At 68.0% G+C, this 15,435-nt stretch carries 15 protein-coding genes and 1 pseudogene; 9 read left to right on the top strand and 7 right to left on the bottom strand.

Annotation, left to right across the window (positions count from 1 at the left end; genetic code table 11):
- Positions 1-380, top strand: a pseudogene (locus tag BHQ18_RS30220) (hypothetical protein); the annotation flags it as partial.
- An 87-nt stretch (positions 381-467) separates the two neighbouring features.
- On the opposite strand, the gene BHQ18_RS26195 reads toward BHQ18_RS30220, so the two are convergent.
- Complete coding sequence (locus tag BHQ18_RS26195; protein WP_084294403.1) at positions 468-2,381, bottom strand: TRAP transporter permease; 1,914 nt, start codon at positions 2,379-2,381, stop codon at positions 468-470.
- A gap of 107 nt (positions 2,382-2,488) precedes the next feature.
- Positions 2,489-3,460, bottom strand: a complete 972-nt coding sequence (locus tag BHQ18_RS26190) for a TAXI family TRAP transporter solute-binding subunit (protein ID WP_069416581.1) — start codon at positions 3,458-3,460, stop codon at positions 2,489-2,491.
- Between the two features lie 145 nt (positions 3,461-3,605).
- Between BHQ18_RS26190 and BHQ18_RS26185 the strand changes: the two genes are divergently transcribed.
- Complete coding sequence (locus BHQ18_RS26185; protein ID WP_084294401.1) at positions 3,606-4,874, top strand: histidine phosphatase family protein; 1,269 nt, start codon at positions 3,606-3,608, stop codon at positions 4,872-4,874.
- Between the two features lie 41 nt (positions 4,875-4,915).
- Here BHQ18_RS26185 and BHQ18_RS26180 read toward each other — a convergent pair whose 3' ends face one another.
- Entirely contained in the window at positions 4,916-5,821 is a 906-nt protein-coding gene (locus tag BHQ18_RS26180) for an SDR family oxidoreductase (protein ID WP_069416575.1), read from the bottom strand.
- Positions 5,822-5,845: 24 nt separating this feature from the next.
- Complete coding sequence (locus tag BHQ18_RS26175) at positions 5,846-6,619, bottom strand: SDR family oxidoreductase (protein ID WP_069416574.1); 774 nt, start codon at positions 6,617-6,619, stop codon at positions 5,846-5,848.
- Between the two features lie 54 nt (positions 6,620-6,673).
- On the opposite strand from BHQ18_RS26175, the gene echA20 reads away from it, so the two are divergent.
- Genes echA20 through BHQ18_RS26140 form a run of 7 tightly spaced genes read left to right on the top strand, consistent with a single transcriptional unit; the run spans position 6,674 to position 12,696 of the window.
- On the top strand, positions 6,674-7,429 hold the full coding sequence (echA20, locus tag BHQ18_RS26170) for a (7aS)-7a-methyl-1,5-dioxo-2,3,5,6,7,7a-hexahydro-1H-indene-carboxyl-CoA hydrolase (protein WP_069416573.1): 756 nt from the start codon (positions 6,674-6,676) through the stop codon (positions 7,427-7,429).
- Entirely contained in the window at positions 7,426-8,301 is an 876-nt protein-coding gene (gene ipdA, locus BHQ18_RS26165) for a cholesterol ring-cleaving hydrolase subunit IpdA (protein ID WP_069416572.1), read from the top strand. The genes echA20 and ipdA overlap by 4 nt, the downstream gene beginning before the upstream one ends.
- Positions 8,298-9,047 (top strand): cholesterol ring-cleaving hydrolase subunit IpdB, encoded by a 750-nt coding sequence (gene ipdB / locus BHQ18_RS26160; RefSeq protein WP_069416571.1) that lies wholly within the window; start codon positions 8,298-8,300, stop codon positions 9,045-9,047. Before ipdA ends, ipdB begins: the two co-directional genes overlap by 4 nt.
- Positions 9,048-10,112 (top strand): (3aS,4S,5R,7aS)-5-hydroxy-7a-methyl-1-oxo-octahydro-1H-indene-4-carboxyl-CoA dehydrogenase, encoded by a 1,065-nt coding sequence (gene ipdC / locus BHQ18_RS26155; RefSeq protein ID WP_069416570.1) that lies wholly within the window; start codon positions 9,048-9,050, stop codon positions 10,110-10,112.
- A gap of 43 nt (positions 10,113-10,155) precedes the next feature.
- Positions 10,156-10,800, top strand: coding sequence for a SatD family protein (locus BHQ18_RS26150; protein WP_069416569.1), 645 nt, complete (start codon positions 10,156-10,158; stop codon positions 10,798-10,800).
- The gene (locus BHQ18_RS26145) at positions 10,797-11,522 is read left to right on the top strand and encodes a hypothetical protein (protein WP_069416568.1); all 726 of its coding nucleotides are present in this window, start codon (positions 10,797-10,799) and stop codon (positions 11,520-11,522) included. Before BHQ18_RS26150 ends, BHQ18_RS26145 begins: the two co-directional genes overlap by 4 nt.
- Positions 11,523-11,577: 55 nt before the next feature.
- Positions 11,578-12,696, top strand: a complete 1,119-nt coding sequence (locus BHQ18_RS26140; RefSeq protein ID WP_069416567.1) for an NDMA-dependent alcohol dehydrogenase — start codon at positions 11,578-11,580, stop codon at positions 12,694-12,696.
- A gap of 11 nt (positions 12,697-12,707) precedes the next feature.
- Here BHQ18_RS26140 and BHQ18_RS26135 read toward each other — a convergent pair whose 3' ends face one another.
- From BHQ18_RS26135 to kstR2, 3 genes are read right to left on the bottom strand one after another with little or no spacing between them, the layout of a single operon-like run.
- On the bottom strand, positions 12,708-13,388 hold the full coding sequence (locus BHQ18_RS26135; protein ID WP_234794321.1) for an NUDIX hydrolase: 681 nt from the start codon (positions 13,386-13,388) through the stop codon (positions 12,708-12,710).
- An 8-nt stretch (positions 13,389-13,396) separates the two neighbouring features.
- On the bottom strand, positions 13,397-14,557 hold the full coding sequence (fadA6, locus tag BHQ18_RS26130) for a steroid 3-ketoacyl-CoA thiolase FadA6 (RefSeq protein ID WP_069416565.1): 1,161 nt from the start codon (positions 14,555-14,557) through the stop codon (positions 13,397-13,399).
- Positions 14,550-15,164 carry a TetR family transcriptional regulator KstR2 gene (gene kstR2 / locus BHQ18_RS26125; RefSeq protein ID WP_084294395.1) on the bottom strand — a complete coding sequence of 205 codons (615 nt, stop codon included), beginning with the start codon at positions 15,162-15,164 and terminating at the stop codon, positions 14,550-14,552. Before kstR2 ends, fadA6 begins: the two co-directional genes overlap by 8 nt.
- Positions 15,165-15,435: the final 271 nt, after the last annotated feature.

Below are 15,435 nucleotides of genomic sequence, written 5' to 3'. Positions count from 1 at the left end.
GAGCGACCGGCGGTGACGCCGACGGCGGCGACGGCACCAGCGGCGGCGCGACCGGCGGTGACGGTGACGGCGGCAACGGCGCCGGCGGCTCCGGTGCGGGCGGTGACGGCGACGGCGGCGATGGCTCCGGGACCGGAACCGGCGGCGACACCAATGCCGGTAACGCCGGAGGGACCGCCAACGGCGGTTCGGCGAACAGCAATTCGAACAGCGCATCGTCGTCGAATCTGTTGTCGAACTTCCTCAACGGGTTCCTCAGCCTCTTCGGCATCGGCGGCAGCGACAGCGGCGCCAGCGCCGAGGGCGGCAACACCGGTGGCGGGTCGTCCAACCCGTTCGCCGCGCTGATCGAGGCGTTCACCAGCTTCCTGCCCTTCTAGGACAGCGCAGTTGGTGAAGTGAACTGATCGCCGGGAAGTGGCGTCTCTCGCACAGCGAGAGGCGCCACTTTCATGAACGCACCAGAGCTATTCCGCCGGTCGTCTGCGAGACGTGACCAGGTGCACCACCGCCGCGGTGGCGAACAGTCCCGCGCCGACGGCGATCGTCACCGTGTCCAGGTAGAGCAGGCACACGGCCGCGGGTGCGCACAGCAACCGCTCGGGCAATCCCGCCCGGCGGATCATCCACCCTCCCGTCACCACGGCCAGCGCGGCGACCGCAAGCGCCGCCACGGCCCCCGTCCACACCAGGTCCGGGAACGAGCGCAGACCGAGCAGGCCTTCCCCGTTCTCGGTGAGCACGAACGCGAACGGCACCAGGAACGCGGGCAGCGTGTACTTCCACGTCTGCATCATCGTCGCGACCACCCGCCCACCCGTGATCGCCGATGCGGCGACGGCGGCCAGCGCCGTCGGCGGCGTCACCTCCGAGAGCACCGCGAAGTAGAAGACGAACATCGCCGCCGCCGGCGCGACGACACCGAGATCCTGCAGCGCCGGCCCGACGATCACCCATGCGATGACGAACGACGCCGTCACCGGTACGGCCAGGCCGAGCACAGAAACCGCCACGGCAGCGAAGATCGCCGTGAATATCAGGACGGCCGTTGGGTTTTCACTGATGGACCGGGCCGTGTTGACGAGTATCGAATTGAGCTGCAGGCCCAGTCCGGTACGGGTGATCATCGCCGCGATGACGCCGGCCGCCGCGCACACCGCCGCCACCGAAAGGACCCCACGCACACCGGTGGCCAGCGCACTGTAGAGCCGGGCCGGGGTGAGCCGATGTTCAGAGTCCAGGTAGGACAGCACGATCTGAACAGCGGTGGCGTACACGACGGCACGCGTCGCCGACATTCCCATCGCCAGGAACAGCACGATCGTGGCCAACGAGATCAGGTGGTAGCCGAACCTGCCGAGCAGCCGCCAGGCCGACTGCGACGTGCCGGCCTCCACCTCGGAGGTGGCGTAACGACGGGCATCGATCTCGACGGCCAGCAGGATGCCCAGGTAGTAAAGGATCGTCGGGACGATCGCCCACACCAGCACGGTCAGATACGGCACGCCGAGGTACTCGGCGATGATGAACGCCGCCGCGCCCAGCGTCGGCGGGGACAGGATCGCGCCGATACCCGCGGCGGCCAGCATCCCGCCCGCGTTCTCGCTCGGATATCCCGCCCGGCGCAGCACCGGCCACGTCACGGTGCCGAGGCTTACGGTCGTTGCGGTGCCCGATCCGGACACGCTGCCGAGCAGGAACCCGGCGAGGGTGACGGTGCGCCCGGGTGCCGCGCGGGACCGGCGGAACGCGGCGAACGACAGATCGATGAAGAACCGGCTGGCGCCGGACGCGTCGAGCACCGCCCCGTAGATGGTGAACAACACGATGTAGGTGGCCGCCACGTCCAATGGCACCCCGTACAGGCCGGTCGACTGCAGGAACGACGCGCTGACGATCTGCGCCCAGTCCACTCCCGCGTGCGCGATCGCCGCGCCCTGCGGGAGGTACCCGCCGTAGTAGGCGTAGGCCAGCGCGAGCAACAGCACCAGGGGTAACGCCACCCCGGTGGTGCGGCGGCACGCCTCCAGCACGAGCAGCAAGACGATCGTCCCGACGATGATGTCGACGACCCCGGGGGTGGCCTGCCTGCTCAGGAACTCGTCGAATCCGCCTCCGCCGTCGCCGATTTCGAACGGCAGCACCGGGTACAGGCAGGCGATCAGCGCGACGGCGGCCAGCGCCCAGTCGAGGATCCCCGGGTTCGGCCGCGGCTGCGCGTCGGGCCGGCGGCGAAGATGCAGCCCGGACCGGTAACAGAGCAGGGTCAGCGGCACCACCGCGGCCAGGAACAGGATGAGCGAGTATTGGTTGCCCTGCGCAAGCGGGAAGAATACCTGGTATATCGCGAAAAGCGCGATCGCGACGCAACATCCGCGCATCAGCACCGCGACCCGGCCGGTCAGTTGGCGGGCGGGCTTTTCGTCCTCGTAGGCGGCCGGGTCCGCCTCGGCCGGGGCGTCCCGGTCGTCCTGATGGCGGGTCCCGGTCAGTTCGGTGCGCCGAGTTCGTCGAGTGCCTTCTGCGCGCCGGGGTGCAGGGGCACCGGATCCGTCTGCCGGGCGGTGTCGAGCGAGATACCCTCGGCGGCTTTGTTGGCTTTGACGAGCGCGTCCTTGTGGTCGTAGAGCGCCTTGGTCAGCACGCACGCGGTGTTGCCGTCCATGTCGTCCTTGACGAGCAGCAGGTTGGGCACCACGACCGTCGGCACGTCGGCCGGTGTCTGGTAGGCGGCGGCCGGGATGACGCCGCTCTCATAGAGGGGATTGATCTGCTGCAGTTTTCCCAACGTGTCGGTCACGTCGAGGAACCTCACGTTGTCGCGCTCGCTGACGAACAGGTCGGTGATGCCGCCGGTGGGCAGGCCGCCGGACCAGAACATCGCGTCGATCGACCCGTCCTTCATGCCTTCGACCGTCTTGCCCAGTTCGGTGCGCTGTGCGGCGATGTCGGTCGCCGGGTTCAGGCCGGCCGCCTCGAGCATGCGGTTGGCGATGACCTCGGTGCCGGAGTTCGGTGAACCGGTCGACACCCGCTTGCCGCGCATCTCGGCGATCGAGTTGATCCCGGCGTCGGTGCGGACGATGACCTGGGTGTAGTTCGGGTAGAGCCGGGTCAACGCGGCGATCGGCTGCTTGCCGTCGAACGACCCCATCCCGTTGACCGCGTCCGCGGCGGTGTCGGCGAGCGAGAACGCGACCTGGTGGGTGCCCGCGACGAGTTGCTGGATGTTCTGCAGCGAGGCCGACGTCTCGGCGGCGGTCGCCCGTAACCGGCCGTCGCTCTGCTGGCTGACCGCTTCGCCGTATGCGCCGCCGAGTACGTAGTACACGCCGGTGGTGTTGCCGGTGGCGATGCTGATCCGCGCGTCGGTGGTGACTTCACATGATGTCGGTTCGGCCGCCGCCGATCCGTCGTCTCCACCGCGCTGACCGCCACAACCGGCCAACAGCAACAACATTGCGCCGAGTACGGCGCCGATCCCGTGCCGTTTCACGGCTCCATCATGGAGTGCCCGATGCGACCTTATCGGCGTTTTCACCCACTTCGTCGCGATGGAGTCGTACGGTGAGCCGACACGCATCGGGGCGGCGGACGGAGTGGCGATGCGCAATTCTTCGACTCAGCGAATCCTGCGGATCGTCGTCGCGGCGGTCAGTGCGGTGCTACTGGTTCTGGTCGCGGCGGTCCCGTCGTGGGCGATGACCGTGACGTTCGTGCGGCACGCCGAATCCCAGGCGAACGCGGCCGGCGTCATCGACACGTCGGTGCCCGGGCCGGGGCTCAGCCCACTCGGCGAACAGCAGGCCCTCGACGCGGCGGCCGCGCTGGTCGGAAACGGCTACGACGGCATCTATGTTTCGTCGATGCTGCGCACCCAGCAGACCGCGCAGCCGTTGTTGGACCTGCTGCCCGGTTCGTCCTATGAGGTGCTGCCGGGTCTGCGGGAGATCTCGGCGGGGGTTTTCGAGGGCGCGTCGGAGGATGAAGGGCTGGGCCGCCTGGGCTACGCGCTCGCGCCGGCCGCGTGGATGCTGGGCGCGCGTTTCCTGCCGGTCCTCGGCGGTGAGGACGGAAATGCGTTCGACGCCAGGGTCGATGGCGCGCTCAAGCAGATCGCCGACAACGGTGACGAGAACGCGGTGGCGTTCGCGCACGGTGCCACGATCATGTTCTGGGTGATGATGAACGTCGACAATCCCGACTTCGGGCTGATGCTGAGCCATCAGCTCGGCAACACCGAGGCGGTGGTGGTCGAAGGCAGTCCGGAGGAAGGATGGACGCTGGTCAGCTGGGCGGGCCGGCCGGTGTCGGCCGACCCGTCGCTGCCCACCAAGTTGTTCGTCAACGTCCGGGATCTGGTGGTGGCCCCCCAGACCGCGCTGTACAACGTCGGCAGGGCGTTCGCATCCGGCGACGTTGCGGCGCTGGCAAATGCGGTGCGCGACGGCATCTTCGACGTCACCGAGGCGGTGGTGCGGTTCATCCCGGATACGGTCCGCGACATCGTCGACGAGTTCAGGCCCGCGCCGGCGCCCACCTCCGATCAGCGCGCGCCGCAACCCGAGGCACCAGCTGCGATGACGGACAAGGACACCGACGATGACACCGCCGAAGTCTCGGTCACGCGCCTCGACAAGCGTCAAAAGACGAACGGCGCAACCGATCTGACGGGCGGGAACAAGGTCGCTCCCGGCGACAAGGTCGACACGCAGACTCTTACGGACGAGGTCGAGGCGAAAGACGAGCTCGAGGTGGTCGACGAGACCGAGGACGCCGACAACGAAGCACCCACAACCGATGATGACGAATCGACTGACGGCGAAGACGCCGACGCCTCGTCCGAGCAGCAGTCCGAGCAGCAGGCGGCCTAAACTCGGCCACCCAGATCTCCGCCCGCAGACACCGCGAGTGATCAGGCCCCGAAAACCGGCATCGGCGTTCGGGACTTCTCCAGCAGACCGGTGACCACGGGGCCGAGTTCGGCCGGATCCCAGCGCGCACCCTTGTCCGCCTCGGCGCCACGGGCCCAGCCCTCGGCGACCCGGATGACGCCGCCTTCGACCTCGAACACGCGACCGGTCACGTCGCGCGATTGGGCGCTGCCCAGCCAGACCACCAGCGGCGAGATGTTCTCCGGTGCCATCGCGTCGAACTCCTGGTCCTGGGTCGACATCATCTCGGCGAAGACGGTCTCGGTCATCCGGGTCCGCGCCGACGGGGCGATCGCATTGACCGTGACGCCGTAGCGGCCCATCTCCGCGGCGGCCACCAACGTCATCGCCGCGATACCGGCTTTGGCCGCGCTGTAATTGGCCTGTCCCACACTGCCTTGCAGGCCCGCACCGGAACTGGTGTTGATGATGCGTGCGTCCACCGTGTTGCCCGCCTTGGACTGCGCCCGCCAGTAAGCCGCGGCGTGCCGCATGGTCGCGAAGTGTCCTTTGAGGTGGACGGCGATGACGGCGTCGAACTCCTCTTCGCTGGTGTTGGCGAACATCCGGTCACGCACGATGCCGGCGTTGTTCACCAGGACGTCGAGTCCGCCGAACGTGTCGACCGCGGCCTGGATCAGACCTTCGGCCTGCGCCCAGTCGGCGACGTTGGCACCGTTGGCGACGGCTTCCCCTCCGGCCGCAACGATCTCGTCGACGACGCTCTGCGCGGCGCTACCGCCACCGGCGGGCGAGCCGTCCAGGCCGACGCCGATGTCGTTGACGACCACTCGGGCGCCCTCGGCCGCGAACGCCAGCGCGTGGGCGCGTCCGATGCCGCCGCCCGATCCCGTCACGATGACCACGCGGCCGTCGAGCAGTCCCATATCCGTTGTCTCCTTGTGTATTCGCTACTTGATGTCTGCGGTGGTGGTGGCCAGGTAGTGCGGGGGTTCCCCGCCGCCGTGCACTTCCAGCGACGCCCCGCTGATGTAGGACGCCGCATCGGAAGCCAGGAACGCCGCCGCCCAACCGACGTCGGCCGGGGTGGCGAGTCGGCCCAGCGGCACGTTCTTCGAGATCGCCGCGATCGAGTCGGCGTCACCGTAGAACAGGTCGGCCTGCTCGGTCTCGACCATGCCGACGACCACCGAGTTGATCCGCACCTTCGGCGCCCACTCGACGGCCAGCGTCGAGGTGAGGCTTTCGACCCCCGCCTTCGCCGCGCCGTAGGGTCCCGTGCCCGGCGTGGGCCTGCGCCCGCTGACGCTGGCGATGTTGACGATCGACCCGCCGGTCGGCTGCTGCTGCATCACCGCGTTGGCGTGCGTCGACACCGACAGCGGGCCAAGCAGATTCAGTTCGATGATCTTGCGGCTGAATTTGGCCGAGGCTTCGTCGGCCCGCACGTACGGCGATCCACCGGCGTTGTTGACCACGACGTCGAGTCGGCCGTGCCGTTCGACGATGGCGTTGATCAACGCGGCCACCGCGTCGTCATCGCGGACATCGCAGGAGTGGAACTCGTACGGCAGCCCTTCGACGGGCCTGCGCGCACAGGTCACCACGGTGGCGCCCTGATCGGCGAACACCGCGCTGATCCCCGCGCCGACGCCGCGGACTCCGCCGGTCACCAGGACCACCCGATCCTTGAGCGCGAGGTTGATGTCTTGGGTGTCGGTCACTGTGCTAGCGTACCAAGCAAGTGCTTGCTTTCCTATCGAGCCCCAGGAAGTGCCATGACCATTACCTCCACCGTCACTGAACCGGGCATCGTCTCGGTCACCGTCGACTACCCGCCGGTCAACGCGATTCCGTCGCGGGGCTGGTTCGAACTGGCCGACACCATCACCGCCGCCGGGCGTGACCAGAGCACCCACGTGGTGATCCTGCGCGCCGAGGGGCGCGGCTTCAACGCCGGCGTCGACATCAAGGAGATGCAGAACACCGAGGGGTTCACCGCGCTCATCGACGCCAACCGCGGCTGCTTCGAGGCCTTCCGCGCGGTGTACGAGTGCGCGGTGCCGGTCGTCGCCGCGGTGAACGGCTTCTGCGTCGGCGGCGGGATCGGCCTGGTCGGCAACGCTGACGTGATCGTCGCCTCCGACGACGCGAAATTCGGCCTGCCCGAGGTGGAGCGGGGCGCGCTCGGTGCCGCCACCCACCTGTCCCGGCTCGTGCCCCAGCACATGATGCGGCGGCTGTTCTTCACCGCCGCCACCGTCTCGGCCGACACCCTGCATCACTTCGGCTCGGTGCACGAGGTGGTGCCCCGCGCCGAACTCGACGAGGCCGCGCTGCGCGTCGCCCGTGACATCGCCGCCAAGGACACCCGGGTGATCCGTGCGGCCAAAGAGGCGCTCAACTTCATCGACATCCAGCCGGTCAACGCGCGGTACCGCATGGAACAGGGCTTTACCTTCGAGCTCAACCTCGCGGGCGTCTCCGACGAGCACCGCGACGCGTTCGCCGGCACCGACAAGGGGTCCAAATGAGCGATAAGAGAACAACTCTCGACGACGCGGTCGCCGCGATCGAGAGCGGGATGACCATCGGGATCGGGGGGTGGGGCTCGCGACGCAAGCCGATGGCGTTCATCCGGGCGTTGCTGCGCACCGACGTCACCGACCTCACGGTCGTCACCTACGGTGGGCCCGATCTCGGACTGCTGTGCTCGGCGGGCAAGGTCAAGCGGGTGTACTACGGCTTCGTATCGCTGGATTCGCCGCCGTTCTACGATCCGTGGTTCGCCAAGGCCCGCACCAGCGGTGCGATCGAGGCCCGCGAGATGGACGAGGGCATGCTGCGGTGCGGTCTGCAGGCCGCCGCCCAGCGGCTGCCGTTCCTGCCGATCCGCGCCGGACTGGGCAGCGACGTGCGCACGTTCTGGGGCGACGAACTCAAGACCGTCACGTCCCCCTACCCCACCGGGTCCGGCTTCGAGGAGCTGATCGCGATGCCGGCGCTGAACCTGGACGCCGCATTCGTGCACATGAACCTCGGCGACGAGAAGGGCAACGCGGCCTACACCGGTATCGACCCGTACTTCGACGACCTGTACCTGATGGCCGCCGAGCGGCGGTTCCTGTCCGTCGAACGGGTGGTCTCGACCGAGGAGCTGGTCAAAGCGGTTCCACCGCAGGCACTTCTGGTCAACCGGATGATGGTCGACGCCGTGGTCGAGGCACCCGACGGCGCGCACTTCACCACCGCCGAACCCGACTACCGCCGCGACGAGAAGTTCCAGCGCCACTACGCCGAAGCGGCCGGCTCCGACGAGACCTGGCAGCAGTTCGTCTCGACCTACCTGTCGGGTAGCGAGGCCGATTACCAAGCGGCCGTACGGAAGTTCCAGGAGGAGCAGTGATGTCCGTGACCCGTGCTGAGGTGTGCGCCGTCGCGTGCGCCGAATTGTTCCGCGACGCAGGCGAGATCATGGTCAGCCCGATGACGACCATGGTGTCGATCGGCGCCCGACTGGCCCGCCTGACCTTTTCCCCCGACATCCTGCTCACCGACGGCGAAGCCCGGCTGCTGGCCGACACCCCCGCGCTCGGTGCCGCCGGGGCGATCGAAGGATGGATGCCGTTCGGCCGGGTATTCGAGACGCTGGCCTGGGGTCGTCGCCATGTGGTGATGGGCGCCAACCAGATCGACCGCTACGGCAACCAGAACCTCTCGGCATTCGGGCCGCTGCAGCATCCGACCCGACAGATGTTCGGTGTGCGCGGTGCGCCCGGCAACACCATCAACCACGCGACGAGCTACTGGGTGGGCAACCACTCCAAGCGGGTGTTCGAGGAATCCGTCGACATCGTGTCCGGTATCGGTTGGGACAAGATCGATCCGGCCAACCCGGCGTACCGGTTCGTCAACGTGTTCCGGGTGGTCACCAACCTCGGTGTGTTCGACTTCAACGGTCCCGACCATCAGATGCGCGCGTTGTCGCTGCATCCCGGTGTCGAGGCCGAACAAGTCGCCGAGAACACGGCGTTCGAGGTGCACGGGCTGGGTGAAGCCGACACGACGCGTCTGCCGTCGATGGAGGAACTCACGCTGCTGCGCGAGACGATCGACCCGAAGTCGCTGCGGGACAAGGAAGTGCGGGCTTAAATGGCTGCGCACCTGAAGACCCCGCTGACCGAGCTGATCGGCATCGAACATCCGGTGGTCCAGACCGGGATGGGCTGGGTGGCCGGTGCGCGGTTGGTGTCGGCCACGTCCAACGCCGGTGGCCTCGGGATTCTGGCGTCGGCGACGATGACGCTCGACGAGCTGCAGACCGCGGTCGCCAAGGTCAAGAGCGCCACCGACAAACCGTTCGGGATCAACATCCGCGCCGACGCCGGTGACGCGGGCGAGCGCATCGACCTGCTCATCCGCGAGGGTGTCAAGGTCGCATCGTTCGCGCTGGCGCCCAAACCGGACCTGATCGCGAGGCTCAAAGAGGCAGGCGTGGTGGTGATCCCGTCGGTCGGGCTGGCCAAGCACGCCAAGAAGGTGGCCGGCTGGGGCGCGGACGCCGTGATCGTCCAGGGTGGCGAGGGCGGTGGGCACACCGGCCCGATCGCGACCACGCTGCTGCTGCCCTCGGTGTTGGACGCGGTCGACATCCCGGTGGTGGCCGCGGGAGGGTTCTTCGACGGGCGCGGTCTGGCGGCTGCGCTGTCCTACGGCGCGGCCGGGGTCGCGATGGGCACGCGCTTCCTGTTGACCTCGGACTCGACGGTGCCCGACGCCGTCAAGCGCCGCTACCTGGAGTCCGCGCTGGACGGCACGGTGGTCTCCACGCGCGTCGACGGGATGCCGCACCGCGTGTTGCGCACGGGGCTGGTGGAAAAGCTCGAGAGCGGTTCGCGGCTGCGCGGGTTCACCGCCGCGGTCCGCAACGCGCAGAAGTTCAAGAAGATGTCGGGTATGACCTGGCGGTCGATGATCCGCGACGGCCTCGAGATGCGGCACGGCAAGGAGCTGACCTGGTCGCAGGTCGTCATGGCGGCCAACACCCCGATGCTGCTGAAGGCCGGTTTGGTCGAGGGCAACACCGACGCGGGCGTGCTGGCATCGGGGCAGGTCGCCGGCATCCTTGAGGATCTTCCCTCGTGTGCCGAATTGATCGACACGATCGTGGCTGACGCGGTCGAACACCTGCGGCAGGCCCACTCCTACCTGGCGTGAAGCCGATTCCTTCATTTCGGGAGAGTGAAGCTATACTCTTCATATGTCGGAGATGAAGCGTGGTGCTTCATCAGGAGCGTGTGCGACGCTGATCGGCGACGTCGTCGCATCCCGGCACGTCGCCGATCGGGCCGCTGCGCACCGCCTCCTCAGCGACGCGTTGGCGCGCGTATCCACCGATGCGATCGATGCGCCGGCGTTCACCGTCGGCGACGAGTTCCAGGGCAGCTATCCGTCCGTGGGCGTGGCCCTCGACGCGGCGCTGACCATTCGCCTGGCCGTCGCACCCGACCTCGACATCCGCTTCGGGCTGGGTTGGGGCGAGGTGACCGTGCTGGACGCAGCGACCGGCATCCAGGACGGGCCGGGTTGGTGGGCGGCCCGCGAGGCCATCGAGTGGACCGCCGCCGCACAGCAGCAGCCGGGGCTGGCGCTGGTGCGCACGTCGTTCCGGAGTGCTCGCGGCGACACCGACGCGATCAACGCCGCCTTGATGTGTCGGGACCATCTGCTTGGATCGCTCGATGACCGATCACTGCGGATTGTGAAGGGACTGTTGACCGACCAGACCAAGAAGGACATCGCGGCCGCCGAGGGCATCAGCGCGTCGGCGGTATCCCAGCGCGCGGGCCGCGACGGGCTCGACCTGATCGTGGTGGCCTCGCGTCATCTGCGGAGCGTGCCGTGAGCTCGCTGGCGGTGATGCTGATCGCGATGGGCGTCGCCGACATCCTCCGGCGGATGACCGACCGGATCTGGCTGCCCGCGCTCGCAGCGCCTGTCGTTGTCATCGGCTGCGCGGCGCTGGCCGGGCTGTGGCGCCTGGGAGACATCCTGCTGTTGAGCGCCGCGGCGGCGGCGAGCGTCGCCTGGGTGGTTTCGGGTGCGCGCGCCGAGCGCCACGGCCGACGCCAACTGGCCCCGCTGCTCGTGTTCGGCGGTGCGGTCGCACTACTGGTGCTGTGTTCGGGCTGGAGCTCGGAAGTCGCCGGCGTGGCGGGGCGCTGGCCGGGCTGGGTGGGGATCAGCGTGTCCGCCGACCGGCTGCTGATGATCGTCGGCGTGACGCTGATGCAGTTGGTGACCGGAAATCAGTTGGTGCGCTTGATACTTGGCTCCGTCGGCGCGGTAAAGCCGGCGGGTCAGCCGCAGGCGTCGGACCGGCTGAAGGGCGGCAGACTGCTCGGCCCGATGGAGCGGGTACTGATCCTCGGACTGGGGCTGGCCGGACAACTGGCCGCAGCCACCGCTGTGGTCGCGGCCAAGAGCATCATCCGATTCCCGGAGATCAACGCGCAGAAGGCCCGCGAGAACGGCGGCATCGGCATCGACGAGGTCACCGAGTACTTCCTGGTCGGCAGCTTCGCCAGCTGGATCGTCGCGCTCGGCGGACTCGCCCTCGCGCACTGACGGCGGGCCGTCCGATTCGCCCGTGCGCGCCCCGTCGGTTTTCTACACTCCGGCCATGAAGACCAATGCCGCCGTCCTGTGGGGACTCAACGAACCGTGGAGCATCGAGGAGATCGACCTCGACGGGCCCAAGGAAGGCGAGGTGCTGATCTCGTTCGAGGCCACCGGCCTGTGCCATTCGGATCACCATGTGGTGACCGGTGATTTCGCCGGTGTACCGCTGCCGATCATCGGCGGACACGAGGGCGCGGGCGTCGTCGCCGACGTGGGCCCCGGCGTGCGCGACCTCAAGGTCGGCGATCACGTCGTCACCTCGTTCCTCCCGGCGTGCGGCCGCTGCCGGTGGTGCGCCAGCGGCCACCAGAATCTCTGCGACCTCGGCGCGCTGATCCTCGTCGGGCTGCAGGCCGACGGCACGTATCGACGCAAGGTGCGCGGCCAGGATGTCGGCGTGCTGTCGGGCGTCGGTAGCTTCGCGCAGTTGGGCACGCTGTCGGAGGCGTCGGTCGTCAAGATCGACGACGACCTTCCGCTGGCCCGGGCCTGCCTGCTGGGCTGCGGCGTGATGACCGGCTGGGGGTCGGCGGTGAACTCCGCCGACGTCAGCCCCGGCGACACCGTGGTGATCATCGGATGTGGCGGCATCGGCAGCGGCGCGATCCAGGGCGCGCGCCTGGCCGGGGCCGAGCACATCGTGGTCATCGACATCCTCGAAAGCAAGCGCGACAAGGCTTTCGAATTCGGCGCCACCCACTTCGTCACCTCGATGGCGGAGGGGATGGAGTTGGTCGGCGAACTGACCCGCGGCGTGATGGCCGACTCCGCGCTGTTGACGATGGGCGTGCTGGAGGGGCGGATGATCGACGAGGCGCTCAACATCATCCGCAAGGGCGGCGCGGTGGTGATGACCGCGATCGCGTCGATGGCCGATGTGACGCCGACGCTGTCGATGGCGATGATGACGCTGTTCCAGAAGCGACTGCTCGGCAGCCTCTACGGCGAGGCCAATCCGCGCGCCGACATCCCGCGGCTGCTCAACCTCTACCGCGACGGCAAGCTGCTACTCGACGAGACCGTCACCGCCGAATACAAACTCGACGACATCAACGAGGGCTACGACGACATGCTCGCCGGGCGCAACATCCGCGGCGTGATCATCCACGACCACTCCTGACGGTACGGCGATCAGTTGCCGCGTTCGTAGCGCCAGGGTCCGCGCCCCATGTGCAGCCGGTGCCGCGGGCCGACCGCGTCGAAATCGCGGGTCTCATAGCCGGCGTCGCCGTGCCAGAGAATCACGGGATGGGTGTCGGTGTTGACGAAGTGGCTTTCGTAGTACTCGGGTTCGGCCGCATCGATGGCCGCGGCGGCGTCGTCGACCGACCGGTGCCCAGACAATTGGTGGAGGGTGACCCACGTGGGCGGGAGTAGGCCCATGCGCCGCTGACCATGCTCTGAGAGTGCAGCGGCCGGAGTGATCCAGCAGTGGTCGACGATCTCGGTCCCGTCGACACATACGTCGGTGGTCTCGGCCCGGCCGAACAGCAACCAGGTTTGGAACCGTTTCGGCGCTTCGGGTCCCGGCACCCACCGCGACAGCACCCGCAGTGCCGCGCCGTCGACCGCGATGCCCGCCTCTTCCCGGGTCTCCCGTACCGCGGCCCGCCGGGCAGCCTCGATGCTGAACAGGTCATCCGCGCCGGCGTCGTCGTCATCAACCCGGCCGCCCGGGAACACCCAGGCGTCGGCACCGAAGGACATCGTTCCGGCACGCTTGAGTAGCAGAACCTCTAGACCAGAGCTGCCGTCGCGGGCCAGGACCGCTGTCGCCGCAGGCCGTACCGGTGCCGCGTTCTGTGGGTCCACTGACTGGATCAGAGGCGCTCGATGATGGTGACGTTGGCGGTGCCGCCGCCCTCACACATCGTCTGCAGTCCGTAGCGACCGCCGGTGCGCTCCAACGTGTTCAGCATCGTCGCAAACAGCTTGGCACCGGTCGCGCCGAGCGGGTGACCGAGCGCGATCGCGCCACCGCTGGGGTTGACCTTCGCGGGGTCGGCGCCGGTCTCCTTGAGCCACGCCATCACCACCGGCGCGAACGCCTCGTTGATCTCGACGGTGTCGATGTCGTCGATCGACAGGCCGGTCTTCTTGAGCGCGTACTCGGTGGCCGGGATCGGCCCGGTGAGCATGAACACGGGGTCGGCGCCGCGGGCGCTGATGTGGTGGATGCGGGCGCGTGGCTTGAGGCCGTGCTCCTTGACGGCGTGCTCGGACGCGAGCAGCACCGCGCTGGCGCCATCGGAGATCTGGCTGGCCATCGCCGCGGTCAGGCGGCCGCCTTCGGACAGCGTCTTGAGCCCGGCCATCTTCTCCAGCGAGGTGTCGCGCGGGCCCTCGTCGGTGACGAAGGTGCCGCCGTCGACCTCGACCGGGATGATCTCGTTCTCGAAGTAGCCGGAGCGGATCGCTTCCTGCGCGCGCTGGTGGCTGGTCAGCGAGAACTGCTCCATCTCCTCCCGGGAGATCCCCCACTTCTCGGCGATCAGCTCCGCGCCGCGGAACTGCGAGATCTCCTGGTCGCCGTAGCGGTGCAGCCAGCTCTTCGACTCGTTGGTCGGCGAGGTGAATCCGAACTGTTCGGCCACCGTCATCGCCGAGCTGATCGGGATCTGGCTCATGTTCTGCATGCCGCCCGCAACGATCAGACCGGCGGTTCCGGACATGATCGCCTGTGCGCCAAAGGAAATCGCCTGCTGGCTGGAGCCGCACTGCCGGTCGACGGTGACGCCGGGGACCTCTTCGGGGAAGCCCGCCGCCAGCCACGACAACCGGGCGATGTTGCCGGCCTGCGGTCCGATCGTGTCGAGGCAGCCGGCGATGACGTCGTCAACGGCGCCGGGGTCGACGTCGTTGCGTTCGAACAGCCCGCGCCACCCGGTCGCGCCGAGGTCGACCGGGTGAACTCCGGCCAGTGATCCGTTGCGTTTGCCGACGGCGGTGCGCACGGCGTCGATGACATAAGCCTCAGGCATTGGGGTCCTTCTCTCTAGTGATGCCACCAAGAACGATAGCGAGGTACTGACGGCCGACTTCCTCAGCCGTGAGCGGTCCGCCCGGCTGATACCAGCGGACCGAAACCCAGGTGGTGTCGCGGATGAAGCGGTACACCAGGTCGACGTCGATGTCGGGCCGGAAGTACCCCTCCTCGACGCCCTGGTTGAGCAGATCCAGCCACATCTTGCGCTGCTGGCGGTTGCGCTCGTCGACGTAGGAGAACCGGTCCTGACCCGACAGCCGCTTGGCCTCGTCCTGGTAGATGACGACTTGGGCGTGCCGGTGTTCGATCGCCTCGAACGACGCCATGAACAGGCCTTTGAGCCGTTCGAGCGGATTGGGCTCGGTGTCGACGATCTCCTGGTAGCGGCCGAACAGCCAGTCCAGGAAGTTGCGCAGCACCTCGTCGACCATCTGCTCCTTGGAGGAGAAGTGGTGATACAGGCTGCCCGACAGGATGCCCGCCGAGTCGGCGATGTCACGGACCGTGGTGGCGCGCAGCCCGCGCTCGGCGAACATCGTCGCGGCGAGCTCGAGTAGCTCGTCGCGTCTGCTCACCGGATTGGTCCGGGCCGCCTCGCTCACCGATACAGGGTAGCAACCAAGCGCTTGCTCAGTACAATGCCGCTACCGGGAACATCCAGCAATCGGTACACATGAGCGGTGACCGAAGAGCCACACCCCCGGCGGCGACTCTCGCGGCGGACGAAGATCATCATCCTCGCAGCGGCTGCAGCGGTGCCGGGTCGCGGTGATTGCGGCTGCTGTCGTGATACTTGCGGCTGGCTCTTTCGGGTACCGCGATGCGGTTATGTCACAGCCCGTTGGGGCGGGCCAACGGTTACAGTTCGGAATA

It is taken from the genome of Mycolicibacterium flavescens (assembly GCF_001722335.1).
GTDB lineage: Bacteria > Actinomycetota > Actinomycetes > Mycobacteriales > Mycobacteriaceae > Mycobacterium > Mycobacterium flavescens.
The sequence above is the reverse complement of the archived record's forward strand: the minus strand, read 5'-3'. Positions and strand labels throughout refer to the sequence as shown.